Below are 19,488 nucleotides of genomic sequence, written 5' to 3' on the forward strand. Positions count from 1 at the left end.
CGTAATATTACTAGGTTTCAGGGTAGCTTACGCCGCACTGGCGGATGAACCTAACAGGTTCGTTCCACCACCGCACGCTGGACGGCGCGGTGGGGGCACGGTTCATGAGGGTCGTCCGCGACTACCCTTCAAGAGCCCTAGCGGCCGCGGCGGTAGGGCGGGTACATTCTAGTCCCCCGTATCGCCGAAGTGGATGAGGACGAGGTTGAGGTCCTCGATGCCCACCGTGCCGGAGCCGTCAACGTCCGCCCCGGGGGTCGAGAGGCCGAAGGCGGCGAGCAGCAGCGCGAGGTCCGTGATATCCACCACGTTGTCTCCGCTCACGTCTCCCGGGACCAGCGTGAAGCTCAGGCCCTGCAGATTGGGGATCGCGGCGTGGGCCGAGACTCGGCGGAGCCAACCGGGCGCCTTCACCGCCAGGTCCCACGTGCCGCGCGGAAGCTCGTCCGGCAGCCGGAACACGCCAGCGGCATCGAGCGTCACCGCATACGTTGCCACCAACGGGCCGCCGTCCGGCTCGCGAAGCTGCATTTCCACGCCGAGTCCGGCCCGCGAGCCCACGTACTCCGGCATCAGCACGGCGGCGTATCCGTTCGACACACCCGCAGCGTAGGCGACAGAAGCTATGCCTGCCGTAGCACACACACGCAGGTACTCAGCCGTCAGCTTGTCCCAGGTGTCCGTGGTCTTGTGGTAGTAGGGGTTCGAGTCGCCGAAGTCGTGCTCGATCAGCAAACACTCGGGGACGTTGTTCTGATAGAAGGGATAGTTGTCACTTACACCGTACGGGTAGGTGTATCGAACGACGGGAGTGCCGGGATTGAGGTATAGGCTTATGGCTCGAACCAAGTCCGCGATGGGGGAGGGGCTCGTGCAGGAAACCACCCATAGCGAGGGGTTGGCCACCGGCGCATACCCTATCATGTCCAGGTTGATCGCGCCTGCCCACTGCCTTCCCCCCGGGTTCTGGACGTAGTACCTGCTCCCATACAGCCCCTGCTCCTCACCCGAGAACGTCACGAACTCGATGGTGTAGTCCGTCGGATAGTCCTTTAGCAAGAGGGCCGCCTCCAACACCGCTGCAACGCCGCTTGCGTTATCATCTGCACCAGGAGCGAGGCTCCACGGATTGTTCGAGGTGGAGTCGTAGTGAGCGCAGATCACATAGATGGTCTCGGGGTACAAGACACCCACCTTACGTGCGATCACGTTGTCCGAGCACGGATACCCCTGATAGGTACCCCAATCCTGCAAGACGGTCGGATACCCTAGCACTTGGAACTGATTTTTCAGCCAGTTCTGAGCGGCTACGGAGCCCGCCGTGGGGGAGAAACGAGTAGCGATAGACGACGTGGCTCCACTCAGGTATTTGACCGTGTCCATCAACCGAGTTGCGGACACGTCCCCTCCGATGTCAGTCAGGGGGTCAGCGTAGGCAGTGTGGAGTGATAGTGCAAGAACGAGCACGCTCAGCGTTCTCATGACAGCCGACCTTTCAGAGACAGACGCTCCCGCTGCTCGGCGGGAGCGCAGCATCACAGGGTGATTACAGGTCTCCCACCTCACCGAAGTGACTGAGGACGAGCGTGAGGTCCGCAAGGTCGACTGTCCCGCTGCCGTCGATGTCGGTGTGCGCGGTGCCGGCGTCGCCGAAGACGGTGAGTATGGCGTTCAGGTCGCTCATGTCCACGGAGTTGCTGTCGTTCGCATCGCCTGGGACCAGGGTGAAGCTGATGCCTGCTGCGTTCGGGATGGAGACCGAGCCCTTGACGTCTCTCAACCAACCCGGAGCCTTAACCGCAAAGTCCCACGTGCCGGCGGGCACCGCGTCCGGGATGCGGAAAACACCGGCCGAGTCGAGCTGCACATAGTAGGTCTCGAGTGGAGTGGTGCTACCCGGATTGCGGCGCTGGACCTCAACGGTCACGTTAGCTCGGTTACCGGAGTACTCCGACATCAGCACCGCGGCATCACCGTTGTAAACGATCGCCTTGCGCACCAAGCCGGCGATTCCCATGCGGGCGCCTACCTCCAGAAAGCTGGGAGTGATTTTGTCCCAGGTGTCGCTCGTGGAGTGATAGTACGGGTTGGACCCTCCCCAGATCATGGAAGGAGTTCCCTCGATGATCAGGGCCTCTGGAACGCCCTTCTGGTAGAAGGGGTAATTGTCGCTTGCCCCAGACGCGTACGTAAACCTCGAGATCGCCCGACCGGGGTTGACCTCCACTCCGACATCGCGCAGCCAGTTGGCGAACTGAGAGTTCGTCGTCGCCCCGACGTACATCGGAGTGCCCGGAGTTGTCTCGTATCCTGTCATGTCGAGGATGATCGCGCCCTTCCAGAATCTGCCGGCCGGGTTGTTGCAGTAATACGTGCTTCCCAACAGGCCCTGCTCCTCTCCACAAAAGGCGATGAACTCGATGGAGTATTCGCTGGGATAATCTTTGAGCAGGATCGCAGCTTCCAGCACGCTCACCGTGCCGGTTGCATTGTCATCGGCGCCCGGTGCGTTCGACCACGGGGACTGCGACGTGGAGTCGTAATGGCCACCGATGACGTAATACTCTCCCGGATATTTCGTCCCAACCTTTCGGGCGATCACGTTATCTGCGCAGTTGTATCCGTTCCATTTCCCCCAGTCCTGAACGAAAACGGTGTAGCCGAGTGCCTGGAACTGCGCAGCCAGCCAGTTCTGTGCGATGACGGTGTCCGCGTCTGGGCTGTAGCGGCTCTTGATGTTGGATGTCGCGCCGCTCAGGTACTTGATGTGGTCCATCATGCGTGTAGTCGAGATGCCTGCGAGGATGTCGTCCTCCGGTGCAGCGTAGGCTGCGACAACGCCGAGTGCGCAAGCAAAAGCAAGTAATCTCACAATACGGCCTCCCGTGCTTGATTGGCTCTTCCTTTCTGGAGTTAACAGTTAACCTGCAGAATGAGTGCCACGAAGTGCTCACCCGACCGGATGAGCGTCTGGGTGTAGGGCATCTCACTCTGATCCGGCTATCGCTACACGTGGATTGCTGGAATCCGGTTGTGAACCACCGCAAAAGTCGTAGCATCATATTTAGCTAGACGAACTTTGTGCCTCCGTTCACGCTGGGCGCCGCGTAGGGTCGCTTCTCTCGACGGAAGGTGATCACGAATGAGCAAGTTTCCTGCCGCTCTTGCCGCACTTACGATCTGCGCCTCCGCGATTGGGCAAACCTGGTCTGCGCACGGCCGAGGGGTTGTGCGACCTGCCAGGCGGCGGAGGCCACCCTGGCCGGTTCACGGATCGCAAACCTACCTGTATATGCGGCGGACGAGCCTGAAGGCGAGAAACCACTTGGCCCGCAGCGATAACTATGGTACAATACTTAGCCAGGTAAAGTATGTGCCCGCTCAATTGCGGGTGCGTATCGGTTTGGCTCTACTTGAAGGAGGGAATATGACTAAGTTTCTAGCGGGCTGCTTGACGCTCATTATTGGCGTCACTGCATTCGCGGACAACTCCATCGGCATCGCCTACGGTAAGGGAGAAGTTCGCACCAACCGGAGCACCACTGTGTGGCTGGACTTCTGGGTTGCTTCGACCGAGGCCGGCATCTACGGCCATTTCTCGTATGAGGACAAGCAGCGCGGAGGGCCGTCGGACAACGTCAGGGTCTGGATCAATCGGTTCCTGGAGTTCCAGTGCGAGGACAGCGCTGCCCTGTTCTTCGGCGAGGGCTATGTGAATGGTACCCCGCGAATCATCGGTGTCTATGTGAGGGACGCCTACTGGTTCCCGGACGAGTTCGGAGTCGCATCGTTCCATCCCATCAGCGGCACGCTACTCTACGATCGCTACGGATGGTTCAATCGGGGTGGGGTCTCGGTTCTCTGCGAGCTGCCCAACGGTCCAGACAACTAGCATGTAGGCTACTCCACGCTGGCAAAGGTCACAGAATATTAGCGGCCGGGCTTATTGCCCGGCCCGTATTCTTGTTAGCTGTGGTAGAATAACAGGAGATGGGATTACACCCCCGAATGTGAGCAACCCCCCATAGTTGCTCTTTACTAGAAGGAGGGTTTCTTAGAATGAACAAGGTTCTGCTCGGTATCGCGGCGCTCACGCTTGCGGCCTGTGCCTTTGCACAGAACTCCGTCGGCATCGCATACGGTGAAGGCCGAGGGCGGACGATCCGTGACACGCAGTTCGTGACTAAGTTCTGGCTCGCTTCCACGGAGGCAGGCATCTACGGGACGTTCAGGTACGCTGAAGCTTGGGAACGCAACCCGAGGGCAGACGTGGAGATCTTCATGAACTGCTTCGACGCGTTCCTCTGCGAGGGCATGTCCGTGTTCTTCGCGGGGCGCGGATACGTCAACGGGACGCCCCGTGTTATTCTCGTGCAGGCTCAGGACGGCGTCTGGTATCCGGACCTTTTCGCGATCGCCGCGTTCCACCCGATCAGCGGCACGCTGCTCTACGACCGCTGGGGAGTGTTCACGAGGGGCGGTGTTTCCGTTCTCTGTGAATTGCCCAACGGCGGCGAATAGTACTGCAACCTGTTGGAGGACTAGAAGGCCGATCCCCCGGGTCGGCCTTTCGATCTTCCTCGAAGGGCTGTCCTCAGAGCGACCAGATGGCCCTGGCAACCAGTGCGCTTAGGAAACAGACCGCGAAGCCGAGCGCAAGGGGCAACAGAGCAGACACGGCGGTCCACTTAAGGCTCTTGGTCTCCTGCCAAATGGTAAGCAGCGTCGTGCTGCAGGGATTGTGAAGCAAGCTGAACAGCATCAGGTTCAATCCGGTGAGCACCGTCCAGCCCCCTATTTCAGTCAGTATCTCACGGGTCTGGACGCTTTCGAACTCCGTCATCACTCCCGCCGACGCCAGCGAGGATTTCGCGAGGGTCAGCGTGAGCATCATGATGGTCGGGATGACGATCTCGTTCGCTGGTATCGCCACCACGTAGGCCAATAGGATCACTCCGTTCAATCCTATGGCGAGTCCGAGGGGGTCTAGCAGGTTGACTAGATGCGCCGCGAGCGAATCGCTGCCGACGTGCACGTTACCGATCAGCCAGATCACGGCTCCCGCGGGTGCTGCCATGATCATTGCCCGCTTCAGCACGATGAGCGTGCGGTCTATGAGAGAGGTGTAGAGGGTCTGAAGGATGCGCGGTGGACGGTATGGCGGGAGCTCCAGGCTGAATGCCGACGCTTCACCCTTCAGCCACGTCCGCGAAAGGAAGAGCGATACGCCCATGGCAAAGACCACGCCCAGAAGTGAGATGCCCACCACGCTTCCGGCGGCGATCAGAGACGCGAGTGCGGGAGGCGCAGCCGCCCCCAAGAAGATCGTGCCCATGAGGATCAGCAGAGGCCAACGCCCGTTGCAGATCGAGAAGTTGTTCGTAATGATGGCGATCAACCGCTCACGAGGGCTGTCTATGATGCGTGTGGAAACGATGCCTGCTGCGTTGCACCCGTAGCCCATCATCATCGTCAACGACTGCTTGCCGTGCGCTCCCACGCTTTTGAACAGCCTATCCAGGTTGAATGCGACCCGAGGAAGGTAACCGAAGTCCTCGAGCAGCGTGAAAAGCGGGAAGAAGATGGCCATCGGAGGAAGCATCACGCTGAAAACCCAGGCCATTGCCAAGTACACGCCGTCGATGAGCAGCCCGGTGAGCCACCACGGAGCACCAATTCGGTCCGCTCCCGCATGCAGCATGCCGTAGAGGGTGTCCGTGGTAAGGGTGCCGAGGAGCGCCGAGGGAAAGTTGGACCCCGCGATAGTCAGCCAGAAGACACCGACGAGGAGCAGGAACATCACCGGAAAACCGGTTAGGCGGTTCGTCAAGAGCGAGTCCAACCTACGACTGAGCAGATCGGGTTTGCCGCCAACGGATACTGCTCGAGAGGCGATCCGTCGAGCCTCGGAGTACAGAGACTCGGTAACTCGGTCGTGCAGCGCATCGCCCAGGCGCTGTCGTGCTTCGCGCGCTCGCTCCAGCAGCAGCTCGCGGTCGGCCGTGCTCACAGCACCCTCAGTTCCGTGCGATTCTGAGGCGCGGTGGAGTGGGTGAGGCGCCCCAGCGTCCCGTTGCGTACTTCCTGCAACACGCTTTCATCGCCTTCCAGAAGGCGCAGTGCCACCCATCGCGCGTTCGGTAGGTCGGGGAATATCTGGAGAACCTCTTGTTCCAGCTTGGCGATTGCCTCCTCTAGTCGATCGTCGGTGTAGCGTAGGCGCTTCGGCGAGAGCCGAGCTATCCCAGTCGCAACTGCGTGAGTGGCCTGTAATAGCTCGGGGAGGCCACGGCGGTATCGTGCTGCGATCGGGATCGCCGGCACGCCGAGGTCCTCGGAAAGTGTAGAGGCGTCCACCCGTATGCCTTGGCGCTCAGCCTCGTCCACCAGATTGAGTGCGACCACGGCGCGGTCCGTGATTTCTAGCACCTGCAGGACTAGGTTCAGGTTGCGCTCCAGGCAGGTAGCGTCGGTCACGACAATCGTGACGCTCGGCCTTCCGAACAGAATGAAGTCGCGTGCCACTTCCTCGTCAACGCTGTACGACAGCAGCGAATAAGTGCCTGGGAGGTCCACTACCTTGTACTTCGCACCCTGATAGCGAAAGGCACCTTCGGCTCGCACCACGGTCTTGCCTGGCCAGTTGCCGACGTGCTGTCGGAGTCCGGTAAGGGCGTTGAACAGCGTGCTCTTTCCCGTGTTAGGGTTCCCGGCCAGCGCGATCACGTGGTCGTACGCAGCAGTATCGAGACCGAACCGAAGGAGGTCGAGCGGCTCGCATGCTCTGCATGTGCCACAGGTTGCCGCATCATGCATCGGCTGTCACCTCCAACGGCTCGACGGTGATTTTCGCAGCCTGTTCTCTGCGTAGGGCTATCAGCGCGCCCCGCACTTCGTATGCGGTCGGGTCGCCGAGTGGGCTCCGCAGACTCGCCTTGATCTGGACACCGGGAAGGAGACCGAGGTCCAGCAGCCGTCGCCTTTCCGGCCCTTCACTGGAGAGCGACACGACACGGGCAGACTCGCCGGGCGCCAGGCGGTCGAGGGTGAAACTACCGGCCATCCGTCGCCTCCACATACACTTGAGAGGCGGGCTCGCGCCCGAGAGCAACCTGCTTCTTCCCTACCTCGAGTGTGAGCGGACCGTTGAACGGCTGCTTGTCTACCACGCGGAGGACCGTGCCGAGACGAAGGCCGAGCGAGGCCAAGAAGCGAAGCATCTCCGGATTGTCGTCGCGGACGCGCCGGACCACGAGGCGGTCTCCTGGCTCGGCATCGGCCAAAGGTGTGCCCGGCGGCGGCTCCACGCGCCCATCCGTGGTGGGGATGGGCGAGCCGTGCGGGTCTATGGTCGGATAGTTGAGCAGGCGGTCAATGCGCGCCTCGAACTCTTCAGAGATATGGTGCTCGAGACGTTCGGCTTCGTCGTGCACCTCGTCCCAAGAGTAGCCGAGCACATCGTGGAGATACAGCTCCAAGAGGCGGTGGTGGCGGATGACTTCTAGGGCGACTGCCTCGCCTCGTGCGGTCAGGCGCACCCCCATGTAGGGCTTGTGATGCGCCAGGCCGGCTTGTGAAAGAGTCTTCAGCATCTTGGAGACGGCTGCCGGAGAGGTACCGAGACGCTCGGCGACCTTCGCGGTCGAGACCTTGCCCCCCACGCGCTCGAGTTTGTAGATGGCTTTCACGTAGTCCTGAACGGCAGGCGATGGCGACGACTGTGTCATTCGATGCTTCACTGGTATGGATCAACCATGGTTTATTTTTATTATACCAAAGTGGCTGATATAAAGTTTCCTAGCCGCGAATTGGTTGCCGCCGTGTCAGCCCTGCGACCGGCAGTCGCGGCCTCCGCCAAGGGCCTCGTGAGCGCCGCGGCGCTAGCCCAGGCAGACCACTAGCTCCCGATCCTCGCATCCCTCACCCTACTGCAGCGAGCACAGGCAGCGACCCTTCGCCGCTTGTTGCCGAACCTCGATGGCTCCACGTGAGACCCAAACCCGCAATCCTGAGCAGATCAGGACCCGCAGGGCATCGCAAGGGTAAGGCTCGGGCTACCACGCGAAGTTCGCAAAGGGACCGCGGAGATAGCAGAGGGGTGCGAGATGCTGCGGGGTGCTCAGCGACCGCAGCGGAGGCTCCTGTGCCCGTGTCGGCGGAAGCTGAGCTGAGGTACTGGCAGAGACGTTGGTGGGCGAGAGGGGACTCGAACCCCTACGTCTTGTGGACACTGGAACCTAAATCCAGGGCGTCTACCAATTCCGCCACTCGCCCGGTTCTAGCGCGATCAGATTACCCGAGGGGCGGGCTGTCTCGAACCCCCGCCGGGCCATCGCCGGGACGGCGAGGCTACGTTCCGCTCGCCTTTCCCTCCCTCTTCAGCGGGAAGCCGAAAGGATTCGACGGTGCGGCGCGTTACAGCCCGGCGTCCACCCGTCCACCCGACCGCCTGCGCCGCCTTAGCAGCGGCAGGAGCAGGAGTCCGAGCGCCGTGTGTGGCTCGCAGACGAGGCGGGACCGGTACAACCAGATGGAACCATCGTTCAGCATCGCGCCCCAGAACAGGTCCCCCCTGCTGTTGAGTGCGAGCGGCTGGCTGTGATAGATGTCTCCGGACGGGATCGCGTCGAGAGAGACGTCGAACTCGTTGAAGAAGGTGTGGTACGCATAGCCGGTGTTGGGCCCCGTACCGGACCACACGTAGTTGCCCCGCGCATCGAACCCAAAGGCAGCGCCGACCGTCGTATAGGGCCAGTCGGGGTCTATGCCGAGCACGGAGTGCGAGATCTCCGTCTCGTTGAGAAACAGCATGGCGATGTCGGTGGTCTTGTCTACCGCAGCCCAGAGGACGTCACCTGCCTCGCTGAGGCGATTCGCGAGATGGAACACGGTATAGGGCTTGGTACCAAAAACCTTGCGAGAAAGATTCTCCCGGTTCAGATAGAGGTGCGTACTCCCGGCTCCGTCAATCAGCAGCCACACATAGTCTCCGCGGTCATTGAGGCCCTCTACATCAATGCCCCGGTGGCCATCCACCAAGCCGGCTGTCAGTGAGGTCTGGTTCAGGAAGAGGTGGTCCTTACCGCCGGTATTGGGTCCGTAGCCGGACCACAGCACGTCGCCGTGCGCGTTGACCCGCGAATGGTAGGTGACCTCCCTATAGAGGCCCAGCACTGGCTCCGATAGATTCACGTCGTTCCGATACACGTCGTGAACAGGACGGGTGCCGACGCTGCTCCAAGCGCTCCACGCTACTACGCCGTCTCGGTTCATATCTTCCAGCTCTATTCCGGCCACCGCACCGTAGCCGGGCGGGCTCAGTTGCGTCGTCCCCAGAAACACCTCGTACCCGCGTCCGTTCGGCTCGTAATAGTGGTACCAAAACGGACCCCCTGCTCGTCCACACCTTTGATCTCGAAGGTCGTGTTGTTATAGTCACGGTTTGCGGGATAGATCTGGGTGTAGTAGTCGGTTCCGTCCACCATGACCCGCTGCGAGACCGCGTCTACCGCGCGGCGGTGGCTGTGCCCGCCGCTAACCCATTGACGGTTCGCAAGCCGAAAAGGTTCACCGGCTTGCCTATTACTCTAGTGGTTAGCATTACCAAACTTATGCTTGACTCCTGCGACCCTTACCCCAGCCTTCTCCCTTGGGAAGGGGCACGGGGGGCTGGGACGCGCTGGTTAGCCGATGGCGGAGGAGTGGGAGTCGGTCTCGGCGAGGGTGGCAAAGGCGCGAGGGAGGTGGTGCACGATTCGGACCTCGATGGAGCCGAAGTACTGAATGCCCATGTTCAGGGCGACCCCGGAGACGCCGCTGCGCCGAGCGATCTTCGACAGCTTTCCAGCAATCACCCAATCCGGGGTGGTCTCGCTGGACACCTCTTCCGACAGAAGGTCGGCGATGCGCCTCGTCCAGCCGTCAATCGGTTGGAGCAACAGGCGGTCCACCGGGGCGATGCGATCTTCCAGGCGGTATAGCCACGCCAGGTCGCGTAGAAGCAGGGAAGCGATTTTCGGTCCGACGCCCCGGATGTCCACGATTGCATCGAAAACGGTGTGCACCTGCTCGGTCTGGATGACCCGGTCGCGCATCCAGTGGAACAGATTTCCCACGTCGTCTTCACGGTAGATCGCATGAACTAGAGCCAGCAGGCCATCCAGCATCCAGCGGTTGAGCTGCTCGTTCGGCTTCTTCTTGCGGCGCTCACACTCTTCCAACATCGCCTCCCACATAGAGGGTGGTTCGGCGGCGCGCATTGCACGCTCGAAGGCCTCCTGGGACGGGAAACGGTTCTGCAAAGCCTGGACTGCGATCTGGGCATAGCTGTCACCCACCGCGCCGCGTCTGGAGAAGGCATAATGCCCGAGGAACGCGCGGACCACGGCCAGAGAGCTGTCGCAGGCATCCAGAACGCTGGGCAAGGTGGGGTCCGAAGCGCCCGTGAGGCGTGCGAGGCTGGGCAGCAGGACCTCGCGCTGGTAGCGTTCGGCTCGGTCCCCTGCCAGCCGGCGTACCGCCGCTCTGGATGCAGAGTGGTCAGCGATGCTGTGCATAGCGCCTCATGGGTTAAGTATGCGGTCGAGCGACTTCGACCTTCAGCCTTCGGGTCGGACCATCGCCGGCTGTATCAGAACGTTGCGTCCTGCGAGAGCAGCGAGTAGTTCGGGAGCAACGGCGTCTGACGCGACTCCGCCCTCGCCCCCGTGTTCACAGACAGCACGCGGTCGAGTATCTCCCAGCAAAAGCTCTCTATGGCGATCCGCGGGCCCCGCATCCGGTTTTCCAGAACCCAGGCCGCGGCAGAAGCCCAGAGGCCATTGATGCCGCTCGCGGTCAGCTTCGTCTGACACCGCTCGCCGGTCATGCAGGCTCGCACGTATGCGATCGAACCTCCGACAGGCAGATCGTCGCCGAAGCACATGCCGTTCGGCTCCTGCAACCGATCCACCTGAAACACCGCGATCGTCCTCTCCGCCTTTCCTACGAACATGTACAGGAGATCGTTCTTTCGAACGAAGGAACTGAATGCGTCTCGATTGGGTGCGCCGTTGGGGATCAGATAGTCCACCTTGTCGGCCGTGTTGACCCTGCCTGCCCCCGTGTAGAAGAAGAAGACGATGGCCCCAGGGGGAAGCTTGGCGGCGAATTGCTGTACGCCGGCCAGCATCTCCTCGTATGTCGGTTCGGCCAGGATCACCACGTTCGCGGGGTCATAGCCTGCGTGCTTCGTCAGCGCATCACGCATGAGGTAGCAATCGTTGATGGCGTTGGGCACGTCGCCGATGGAGCCGTGATAGCGCGAGTTGCCGATGAGAATCGCGTGTTTGAGGGGGTTGAACGGCACGGGTCCCGCCGTGGCCAGGTCGCTCGGCACAGCGGGTTTCGGCCCCGTGGTTTCCCCGCTCCCGGTCTGCGGCGTACCGTTCAACTTCTTCGTCGCGGCGAGGTCTTCGGGGAGCACGAACTCGGTATCGACTCGGACCTTTAGCAGATTGGCCGCTCGCTTCTGGGCGTAATCGGAGAGGACTTCGGTCTTCTTGGCCTCATCGCCCATCGCCGTGTACGACGCGACAAGTAGGGAGTAGATCAGCGGAGCGAACTGCTCTTTGGAAAGCAGGGCAGCCAAACGTTTCGCAGCGTCTTCATAGTGCGACCGGGCCACGGCACCGTCTCCGCTCTCGACTGCCAGGCGATAGGTGCAATACGCCGCGGCGAAGTTGGGGGTGTAGGGCGCCCCGCCCCGCCAAAGGTCGCGCTGGGTAGGCCCTCGCTTGAACCAAACCTGGCTGCCGGAGTCTTCGGCTCGAATGGCTATGGCAGCCTCGAAGGCTCCACGTGCCGTGCCCCAATCCTTCTCCTTGGCGGCCTTCAGGCCTTCGAGGTAGGGAGCAACCCAAGGCTCTTGACCAGACACCGCCGCCGGCAGCGCCAGCACGAGCACCAAGATCAGCGTCAGCAGTCTACGCGCACCCATCGTGATCACCGCCCGCGGCTCTTCAAACCGCTATTCCTCTCCGAACTGATACGCGAACGACAGGCTGAAGTCCATCCCACTTCGCTTGCTGGACGAAGCAAAATCGAGGTCGAGGTTCCAGTTTCCGCGATTGGGTCGGAAGCCGAGGCCGAATGTGAACAGGTCCTCATCGGCGAAGCGGACGCCGTTGGCGGCCTTGTTGGTCATGAAGCCGATGCGGATCGGAAGCGAGAAGCCGCGCATGGACATCATGTACTGCAGGCCGAGCCCGAAGTTCGTGGTCTCGGCACGTGCGTCCGACAGCCCCGTGTTCGCCTTGGTGTAGTGGTCGATCTGCGCAGCACCCACGAGGAAGTCCTGGTAGGAGCCGCGTGAGACTTCGGCAAGCAAGTAGCTGGCCGATGCGGAGAACCGAGCGGGGATCTTGTCTGCGAAGGTGTCGCCTGCGCCATAGTTCTGCAAGCTGATCTCACTTCGATACGTAAGGCCCCACGTACCCTTACCACCGCCGAACGGCGCCATGACGCCTATCTGGCCTCCGACTCCGGTGCCCGTCTCGTTCAACTGGTTTTCGGTAACTCCGAGCGGGTCGTTCGGGTTGGCCGGGTCCACGATGGTCTCGCTGAGCGAATAGTCCAGCTTCTGCTGCGCGTACACCACTCCGATCCCGATGTTCATGTCACCTCCGGCCTTGAAGCCGTAGGAGAGCGTAAAGAAGTCGGTGACTAGGCGGGTGTTCTGCTCGCGTGGTCGGATCTCCAGGTTGCTGTCGGGATCGCCGCTGGTCAGCCTCGCGGCGAAGACGCTTTCCTCATAGAACCCCCCTCGCCAATACGCCAGGCCGAGTGTCCCGTTTCCACCGAGGCGGCTATTCTTTAGCGGGACTGCGAGCCCGACGAAGCCGGCTTGCTGTGCCCCTGCACTTCCCGAGGTACGCTCGGTGGGGTTGATCGCGTTGCCCGACTGAATAGTGTCGTAGCTCGGCATCGTGCGCATGACGACCTGAAACTCCGGGCGAGTGAGATACGCGAGGCCCGCCGGGTTCCAAGCAGCTGCGGTCACGTCATCTGCAATCGCGGCGAATGCGCCGCCCATGCCAAAGCCGCGCCCGCCGATGCTGAGGGAGTTCACGGTGTCTCCCGGGTTCTGCGCTGGCACGGCTACTGCTCCTACACACATTGCCATGCCAAACAGCTTCAGCATCCTTGCTCGCTTCATCCTGTTCATCTCCCTCCTTGCGGTACGGTCCTGACTACTGGAATCGAATGAAGATGGTCTTCTTCGCGGTAGCAGGGCCGTTCCCAGCCTTGTCCATGGCCGTTGCTTCGATAGTAAACTTATCGCCGACCTTGCCTCCGCCCTTGCCTACGTTGAGCTGTCCGGTCCAGCGGATCCCGTTGCCGGCGGCGAGCCGAGTCGAAGACAGCTTGTCGGCTTTGGCAACTACGTTGTTGCGCGGCCCGCGGAGCACCACCGAGACCGAGTCCTCATCCACGCTCAGGTCGCTCAGGTCAGTGATGTCCACGACGATCAGCAGATTCGTGTTCGGGGCTACGACGAAGTTGTTGAACGGGTAGCGGATGAACACCTGAGGAGCGGTTCGGTCTATCGTTACCGACACCGTCTTCGTGTCGGTGTTACCCGCCTTGTCCGTCGCCACGATTTGGATCGTGTGCCTTCCTTCGCTGTATGTCGAAGTGAACCAATCCACTTCGATGCCGGAGGAGTTGCCGGTGCCTCCGTCAAGTTCTTCGCCGTCTACTGTGACCGTCCACTTGTCGAGGTTCTGCTCGACGACGTTGGCGGTGATGAGAACGCTTTCGCCGACAAAGGAGTCAGCCTCGGGTTGGATATTCTCTATGGACGGACTGGTGTTGTCCACCTTGATGTTGCGGACGAGGGTCGCGACGTTGCCGGCCTTGTCACGAGCGGTAACGTCTATCGTGTGAGGACCGTCCGGGAATCGCCGCACGCCTCCCACTCGGACGCGAGTATCCCAATCCACACTGATCGAACCAGTGGTGCCGGTATTGTTGGGGATGTCCACCACGCCATCAATCCGAACGGTCCACGTGTCGAGGTTGGAATCGATGACGGTCCCGGTGATCGGCGCGATGCCCCGCACGAACGCATCGGCGAGAGGCGCGGTGAGGTCCACGTTGGGGGCGATCTTGTCTATGTCGAAGCTAACGATCGCCTCTTGGGTGTTCCCCGCCTTGTCGAAGGCTGTCAGCTTAATCTCGTGCTTCCCCTCGCCGAGGGACGAGGTATCTAGGTTGGAGCTGACGGTGTTGGTCGTACCGGACGGGTTGCTGAGGCCGGTGGTACCGTCGTCCACCGCCAACTCCCAGCGGTCGAAATTCGCATCGGAGGCAGTTCCCTCGATCACGATGTTGCCGCCTTTGACGACGGTGTTCGCGGCGGGCGAAGTCAAGCTTGCGGTGGGCTTGATGTTGTCGGTGATAACGGTGACCTGGCTGGACCCTTGGTTGCCGGACTTGTCGAATGCTACGACGCGAACCACATGAGACCCTTCCGAGTACAGCTGAGTGTTCCACTTGGACGAGATCTCACTCTCGGTGCCGGAGTTGGGGAAGACTCCCGAGGTACCACCGTCCACCGTAATGTTCCATCGGTCTAGGTTGGTGTCTGTCACCGTGCCGGAGATATCTAGCGTTCCCTTTCCGAAGCCACCGGGGGTGGGAGTCACGCTGAAGGAGACCTGCGGTCCGGTGTTATCTACGGTGACATTCACGACGGCACGGTTCTCGTTGCCGGATGCGTCTGTGAGCAGGAGAGTCAGCGTACGTAACCCATCGGGAACTCCTTGCGCCACCGTGTCCCAGTCCACGTTGATGGTGTGGGTGGGGCCCACCCCGCTATATAGCGTGGCCCCTAGATCGGTCCGCAATGTGACGGACGCGGTGGCGTCTGGATGACGTGCCGAGCCCGTGATCTTGACTGTGCCCTTGACACCGGCGTTCTCGGCCGGTGCCGTGATCTTCACGACCGGGTCCACGTTGTTGCGCACGGCCAGTGCTCGCGTCAGAGTGCTGACATCGCCGAACTGGTTCGTTACCGTGAGGACCAGGGTGTGGGGCCCGTCCGAAAGGGTCGTCGAGTTCAGATCGTTGTTGATGTTCCCGGCGGAGCCCGTGGCGGCGTTCGTGAGTCCGTCCCAGCGGAGTGTCCAACTGTCGCCGGCGGCGCCGACCGCACGAACCAATCCCCCGACGGTCGCACTGTCCGTCGGGTTGTCCAGCCGAATGTACGTGGTGTTGTTGAGGACTACGCCGGTGACGGAGTTTTGTCCACTCGAAGGCACGGTGTCTGTGGCGGTTACGCGGATCTCATAATCGTTCGCGTCTGGGAAGCCACCTCCCGCGGAGCTCCACGTGGCACTCACCGTACTGTTGGTGGCAGTGCCGCTCGCGACGTTCGTATAGCCTAAGCCCGCATCGGTGGAGCGGACCTCCACCACCCAGTTCATGAGGCCGACACCGCCGCTCAGCGTGAAACTGACGCGCACGTCTCCACCGATCGTGCCGGTGCCGGTTGGGGAGTTGATGGTGACCGAGGGCACGCTGAGGCCCACTCCAGGCAACATCACAAGCGCAAGCAGCCACTGGAGGCGGACGACCGCCCTGAACATTCCTTTGCTCATCGATCCACAGCTCCTTTTGTGCCGGTGGCCTGCCGGCAAGATCGGCTTCCACTGACCGGAAAGACACGCCTTCAGTCTGCGTTCTTCGCCGGTCGGCAGACATATTCCTACAATGTTTACCCGCTACTCGCAGTGAATGGCAATAAGTGGCGAGCGGATGCGATTATTCGGATGGCGAGAAGCACTGTACTCGTACGCGACCCGCGAAGTGCGACTCGAGCCGCTTTGCGAGAGCCTCCACGCCTGGTTGCTCCGTCGCAGCGTGCGTTGCGTCTACGATGCCGAGCCCTCGTTCGTACGCCTCGACAATCTGATGGTGCCGTAACTCGCCCGTCAGCAGCGCGTCAGCGCCTGCTGCGGCAGCCTCCCCAACGAAGTCACCCCCCGAGCCGCCGACGACCGCGATCCGCCCGACTCGCTCTTTCGCAGCGCCGAGCCAACGCGGCGTACAGGTCAGCCGTTGGCTGACGGATGCGAGGAACTCGGTTGGCGTTTGCGGGGCGGGCAGATCGCCTATGCGGCCCAAAAACGTTTCCGGGCCGGAACGCACGGGCAGAATGTCGAACGCAGGCTCCTCGTATGGATGCGACGCGCGTAGCGCCCGGACCAACTCGCCCTCGACTGCCTCCGGCGCCACAGTCTCGAGGCGGTACTCCTCGACTTCCTCTCTCATGCCCACTTCGCCGATGGCCGGATTGGCACCGGGCAGGGGCTCGAAGGTGCCGGTGCCGAGATGGAAGAATGCGCAACGGCGGTAGAGACCGATTTGGCCTGCACCGGCAATCGAGAGGGCATCGAGCACGCGCTGAACGTCGGGGCGCGGCACGAAGGTGACGAACTTGATGAACCTACGTGCCCCGTGCGCCGCGAAGGAATGGACGTTCTGCAGCCCGATGGCGGACGCTAGGGCGTCATTCACGCCTCCGGGCGCGACGTCCCAATTGGTGTGCGCCACGTAGAGCGCCATCTCGTGGCGACAGAGGAGGGAAACGCTGCGACCGACGGGATCGCTCGGGTCTATGCGGGACAACGGGCGGTAGATCAGTGGGTGGTGACTGACGAGCAGCTCGCAACCTTCGTTCGCGGCTCTCTCCACCTGCGTGGGGCTCGCGTCCAAAGCGACGGCCACGGCCTGAAGGACGCGGTCTCTGTCGCCGACTTGGTGCCCCACGGGGTCGCCCGGCACCGCAGTATCCAGTGGCGCCCAGCGCCCGATGATCTGCTCGACCTCTCGAATCGTGACTTCCGCCATTCGCTCTTCTCCGACACCGATTGTCCCACACGGACGAGCGCGCCCGCGATGTAGGGCCATTGTCGGAGCCAGAACATCACGAGGGTACAAAGTGCACGGAGGTTCCCCTATGCAGCGCGACACGTGGACCGTCGTCAAGACCGACCCTTCCGAGCAAGCCATCGAGAGCGCCAACACCGTCTTCACCGTGTGCAACGGCTATCTCGCGCTCAAAGGCAACCTGCTGGAGAATCGAAGCGGCAGGCACCCCTCCACCTTCGTGGCGGCGGTGTTCGGACACGCCGATTACTTTGCGTTCGTGCGCCCGGTGAGCTATGAGCGGAGACACTTCGACCCGAAGTACTTCGACGACGCGGGGCCCAACCCGTCCATCGCCAACCTGCCCGATCCGCTGATGCTGCGAGTGCTCATCGGCAACCGGGAGCTGAGCTTTCGGCGGGGGACTGTGTCCGGCTTCCGACAGGAGTACGACTTGCGGCGCGGCGTGTACTCCTACCATTACGAGATTCAGGATGCGGCCGGGCGGAACACGCGTGTCGAGATGGAGCGATTCTGTGACATGCGGTTCGCTCATCGCGCCTACCTTCGCTACACCATCACGCCGCTCGATTACAGCGAGGAGGTACGGATCGAGAGCGGGGTTGACGGCACGATCCGCTCCAACCTGAAGGAAGACAAGCAGTACGAGGTGGTGGGAGCGTGGGCCGAGGCCGGTGTGTGCAGGTTGGATGCACGCACCTATCTGAAGGGGCAGCACGTCCGTATGGCAGTTGCCACCGAGGTGGCCGGAATCGATTCGGACGAGTCTTTCGTCCGGGACTCTCAAACCTATTCGGTGCATCGCCTCTCTGCGAGCGTCGGCGTGCCAATCCGGGTGACGAAGTACATCGCCGTAGCTAGCGAAGAGGATGTAAGACACGGCGTCGCGTGTGACGAGATGTCCGAGCTTCGTGCCGCACGGGCCGAGGGCTACGACGCAGCACTAGTAGCTAACAGCAAATGGTGGGATACTACATGGCAACGCATGGACGTGCAGATCGAAGGCGACGACCTCGCACAGTTCTATCTCCGCTTCTGCCTGATGCACCTAATCAGTGCCGCGCCGAGGCACAGTGACAAGTTGAGCATCCCATGCAAGCTACTCACCGGTGAGTGGTATCAAGGCACCGTCTTTTACGACACTGACCTGTACATCGAGCCGGTGTTCTTGTTCACTTGGCCAGAAGTCGCGCGCGCCTGTCTCAACTACCGGCACGTGGGACTCGAGCCTGGCCGGGCCATTGCCAAGCGCTTCGGGTGGAAGGGCGCGAAGCTCGCATGGCAGGCGGGGCCGTATGGCGAGGAGGAGCTGGGCTACTGGTGGCGGTATACGCTGACTAACATCCATATCAACGGGGATGTCGCATATAGCCTGATGCAATACTGGTGGGCTACGCGCGACATCGAGTTCCTGGCACGCCAGGGCATCGAGATGTTAGTGGAGTTCTCGCGATTCTACGTGTCGCGGGCCAGCTACGATCCGTCTGATGACAGCTATCACTTCGAGGGGGTTGCAGGACCTGATGAGGGGCACTGCGAGAGCAGGGACAACTTCTACACGAACATCCTGGCACGCAAGACCTTGGAGTGGACGGTGGACGTCCTTCGACTGCTATCGAAGGAGCGGCCCGAGGACCATGCTCGCGTCATGAGCGAGATGGGTGTGAGCGATGAGGAGATTCGTGAGTGGTCGCGCGTCGCCGGGCGCATCGTGTACCTCCTGGATGCCGAGAGCGGCTTGATCGAGCAGTATGAAGGGTACTACCGACTGCTCCCCATACCGGAGAACTTGCTGGAGCATCGCAAGGAGTGGTGGACGCCGGTGTTCCCCTATCAGGCGATTCATCAGCCGGACGTGGTGATGGCGCTCGTGATGTTCCGAGACGAGTTCCCGGAGAAGGTACTGCGCGCGAACTACGAGTACTACAAAGAGCGGTGCATGAACTTCAGCTCCATGAGCTTCGTGATCAACTCGATCATGGGAAAGCTGATAGGTGACATGGACTATGCGTACGAGCAGTTCATGATCAGCGCGGGCGAGGACCTGGACGAATCGCTGACGGGTCGTCACGATGTGAACGATGGGATTCACGGCACGGCGTCGGGCGGCGCATGGTTGGCGGCGGTGTCCGGCTTCGGTGGGGTATCTCTGTCCGAGCGCGGGCTATCCATCGAGCCGCGACTGCCGAAGCACTGGACCTCGCTGTCGTTCCGCATCTGTTATCTCGGGACGTGGCTGCGTGTTAGGGCGACACAGGATGCGGTGAGTGTCGAGGTCGGCGGTGGGAGCCCGCTCATGGTGACCGTGTGTGGACAACCGCGACGCTTGGAGTCTGGCAGGCAGTATGAGTTCGCTTTGCCATAGGTTGGTTCCCGACGTGTGCTGCCACCCCTTTGTGGAAGCTGCTAGCGTCACGTCATCGCCGTGCTTCTCTTCGTCACACTGAGCCCGTCGAAGCGTGACGGGAGGGCTGTCCACGGTGCGCAGATACCCCCCACCCACAACGCCACCGGGTCAGCAGGCGGAATCGGCTCGCGAACGTGGCATCGCCGTCC

The 19,488-nt window shown here is 61.6% G+C and carries 16 protein-coding genes, 1 tRNA gene and 1 pseudogene; 4 read left to right on the forward strand and 14 right to left on the reverse strand.

Annotation, left to right across the window (positions count from 1 at the left end; translation table 11 throughout):
• Nucleotides 1–35 precede the first annotated feature (35 nt).
• Nucleotides 36–197, forward strand: a pseudogene (locus tag HRF45_13855) (hypothetical protein).
• On the opposite strand, the gene HRF45_13860 reads toward HRF45_13855, so the two are convergent.
• Both HRF45_13860 and HRF45_13865 read right to left on the reverse strand, forming a co-directional pair.
• Nucleotides 169–1,482: a M20/M25/M40 family metallo-hydrolase gene (locus HRF45_13860; GenBank protein MEP0767606.1), complete on the reverse strand. Its 1,314-nt coding sequence runs from the start codon at nucleotides 1,480–1,482 to the stop codon at nucleotides 169–171. The pseudogene HRF45_13855 and the gene HRF45_13860 overlap by 29 nt on opposite strands.
• Before the next feature lie 64 nt (nucleotides 1,483–1,546).
• Nucleotides 1,547–2,872, reverse strand: coding sequence for a M28 family peptidase (locus tag HRF45_13865; protein ID MEP0767607.1), 1,326 nt, complete (start codon nucleotides 2,870–2,872; stop codon nucleotides 1,547–1,549).
• Between the two features lie 555 nt (nucleotides 2,873–3,427).
• On the opposite strand from HRF45_13865, the gene HRF45_13870 reads away from it, so the two are divergent.
• Both HRF45_13870 and HRF45_13875 read left to right on the forward strand, forming a co-directional pair.
• Nucleotides 3,428–3,892, forward strand: a complete 465-nt coding sequence (locus HRF45_13870) for a hypothetical protein (protein MEP0767608.1) — start codon at nucleotides 3,428–3,430, stop codon at nucleotides 3,890–3,892.
• Between the two features lie 167 nt (nucleotides 3,893–4,059).
• The gene (locus HRF45_13875) at nucleotides 4,060–4,521 is read left to right on the forward strand and encodes a hypothetical protein (protein MEP0767609.1); all 462 of its coding nucleotides are present in this window, start codon (nucleotides 4,060–4,062) and stop codon (nucleotides 4,519–4,521) included.
• A gap of 73 nt (nucleotides 4,522–4,594) precedes the next feature.
• Here HRF45_13875 and HRF45_13880 read toward each other — a convergent pair whose 3' ends face one another.
• From HRF45_13880 to HRF45_13935, 12 genes are all read right to left on the reverse strand, one after another.
• Nucleotides 4,595–5,989: a ferrous iron transporter B gene (locus HRF45_13880; protein MEP0767610.1), complete on the reverse strand. Its 1,395-nt coding sequence runs from the start codon at nucleotides 5,987–5,989 to the stop codon at nucleotides 4,595–4,597.
• Nucleotides 5,990–6,006: 17 nt separating this feature from the next.
• Nucleotides 6,007–6,816, reverse strand: a complete 810-nt coding sequence (locus HRF45_13885; protein MEP0767611.1) for a 50S ribosome-binding GTPase — start codon at nucleotides 6,814–6,816, stop codon at nucleotides 6,007–6,009.
• Entirely contained in the window at nucleotides 6,809–7,063 is a 255-nt protein-coding gene (locus tag HRF45_13890) for a ferrous iron transport protein A (GenBank protein MEP0767612.1), read from the reverse strand. The genes HRF45_13885 and HRF45_13890 overlap by 8 nt, the downstream gene beginning before the upstream one ends.
• The gene (locus HRF45_13895; protein MEP0767613.1) at nucleotides 7,053–7,727 is read right to left on the reverse strand and encodes a metal-dependent transcriptional regulator; all 675 of its coding nucleotides are present in this window, start codon (nucleotides 7,725–7,727) and stop codon (nucleotides 7,053–7,055) included. Before HRF45_13895 ends, HRF45_13890 begins: the two co-directional genes overlap by 11 nt.
• Nucleotides 7,728–8,188: 461 nt before the next feature.
• Nucleotides 8,189–8,274, reverse strand: a tRNA-Leu gene (locus tag HRF45_13900).
• Nucleotides 8,275–8,415: 141 nt separating this feature from the next.
• Complete coding sequence (locus HRF45_13905; protein MEP0767614.1) at nucleotides 8,416–9,342, reverse strand: hypothetical protein; 927 nt, start codon at nucleotides 9,340–9,342, stop codon at nucleotides 8,416–8,418.
• Nucleotides 9,318–9,485, reverse strand: a complete 168-nt coding sequence (locus HRF45_13910) for a hypothetical protein (protein MEP0767615.1) — start codon at nucleotides 9,483–9,485, stop codon at nucleotides 9,318–9,320. The genes HRF45_13905 and HRF45_13910 overlap by 25 nt, the downstream gene beginning before the upstream one ends.
• 198 nt (nucleotides 9,486–9,683) lie before the next feature.
• Nucleotides 9,684–10,556 (reverse strand): hypothetical protein, encoded by an 873-nt coding sequence (locus HRF45_13915; protein MEP0767616.1) that lies wholly within the window; start codon nucleotides 10,554–10,556, stop codon nucleotides 9,684–9,686.
• 74 nt (nucleotides 10,557–10,630) lie between these two features.
• The gene (locus HRF45_13920; GenBank protein MEP0767617.1) at nucleotides 10,631–11,977 is read right to left on the reverse strand and encodes a caspase family protein; all 1,347 of its coding nucleotides are present in this window, start codon (nucleotides 11,975–11,977) and stop codon (nucleotides 10,631–10,633) included.
• Between the two features lie 30 nt (nucleotides 11,978–12,007).
• Complete coding sequence (locus HRF45_13925; protein ID MEP0767618.1) at nucleotides 12,008–13,195, reverse strand: outer membrane protein transport protein; 1,188 nt, start codon at nucleotides 13,193–13,195, stop codon at nucleotides 12,008–12,010.
• Between the two features lie 34 nt (nucleotides 13,196–13,229).
• The gene (locus HRF45_13930; GenBank protein MEP0767619.1) at nucleotides 13,230–15,641 is read right to left on the reverse strand and encodes a hypothetical protein; all 2,412 of its coding nucleotides are present in this window, start codon (nucleotides 15,639–15,641) and stop codon (nucleotides 13,230–13,232) included.
• A 163-nt stretch (nucleotides 15,642–15,804) separates the two neighbouring features.
• Nucleotides 15,805–16,893, reverse strand: coding sequence for a Nif3-like dinuclear metal center hexameric protein (locus tag HRF45_13935; protein ID MEP0767620.1), 1,089 nt, complete (start codon nucleotides 16,891–16,893; stop codon nucleotides 15,805–15,807).
• A 109-nt stretch (nucleotides 16,894–17,002) separates the two neighbouring features.
• Here HRF45_13935 and HRF45_13940 point away from each other — a divergent pair, with 109 nt between their 5' ends.
• Nucleotides 17,003–19,297 carry a glycoside hydrolase family 65 protein gene (locus HRF45_13940; protein ID MEP0767621.1) on the forward strand — a complete coding sequence of 765 codons (2,295 nt, stop codon included), beginning with the start codon at nucleotides 17,003–17,005 and terminating at the stop codon, nucleotides 19,295–19,297.
• The last annotated feature ends 191 nt before the right edge of the window (nucleotides 19,298–19,488 follow it).

The sequence above is a fragment of the Fimbriimonadia bacterium genome (assembly GCA_039961735.1).
In the GTDB taxonomy this organism is placed as follows: domain Bacteria; phylum Armatimonadota; class Fimbriimonadia; order Fimbriimonadales; family JABRVX01; genus JABRVX01.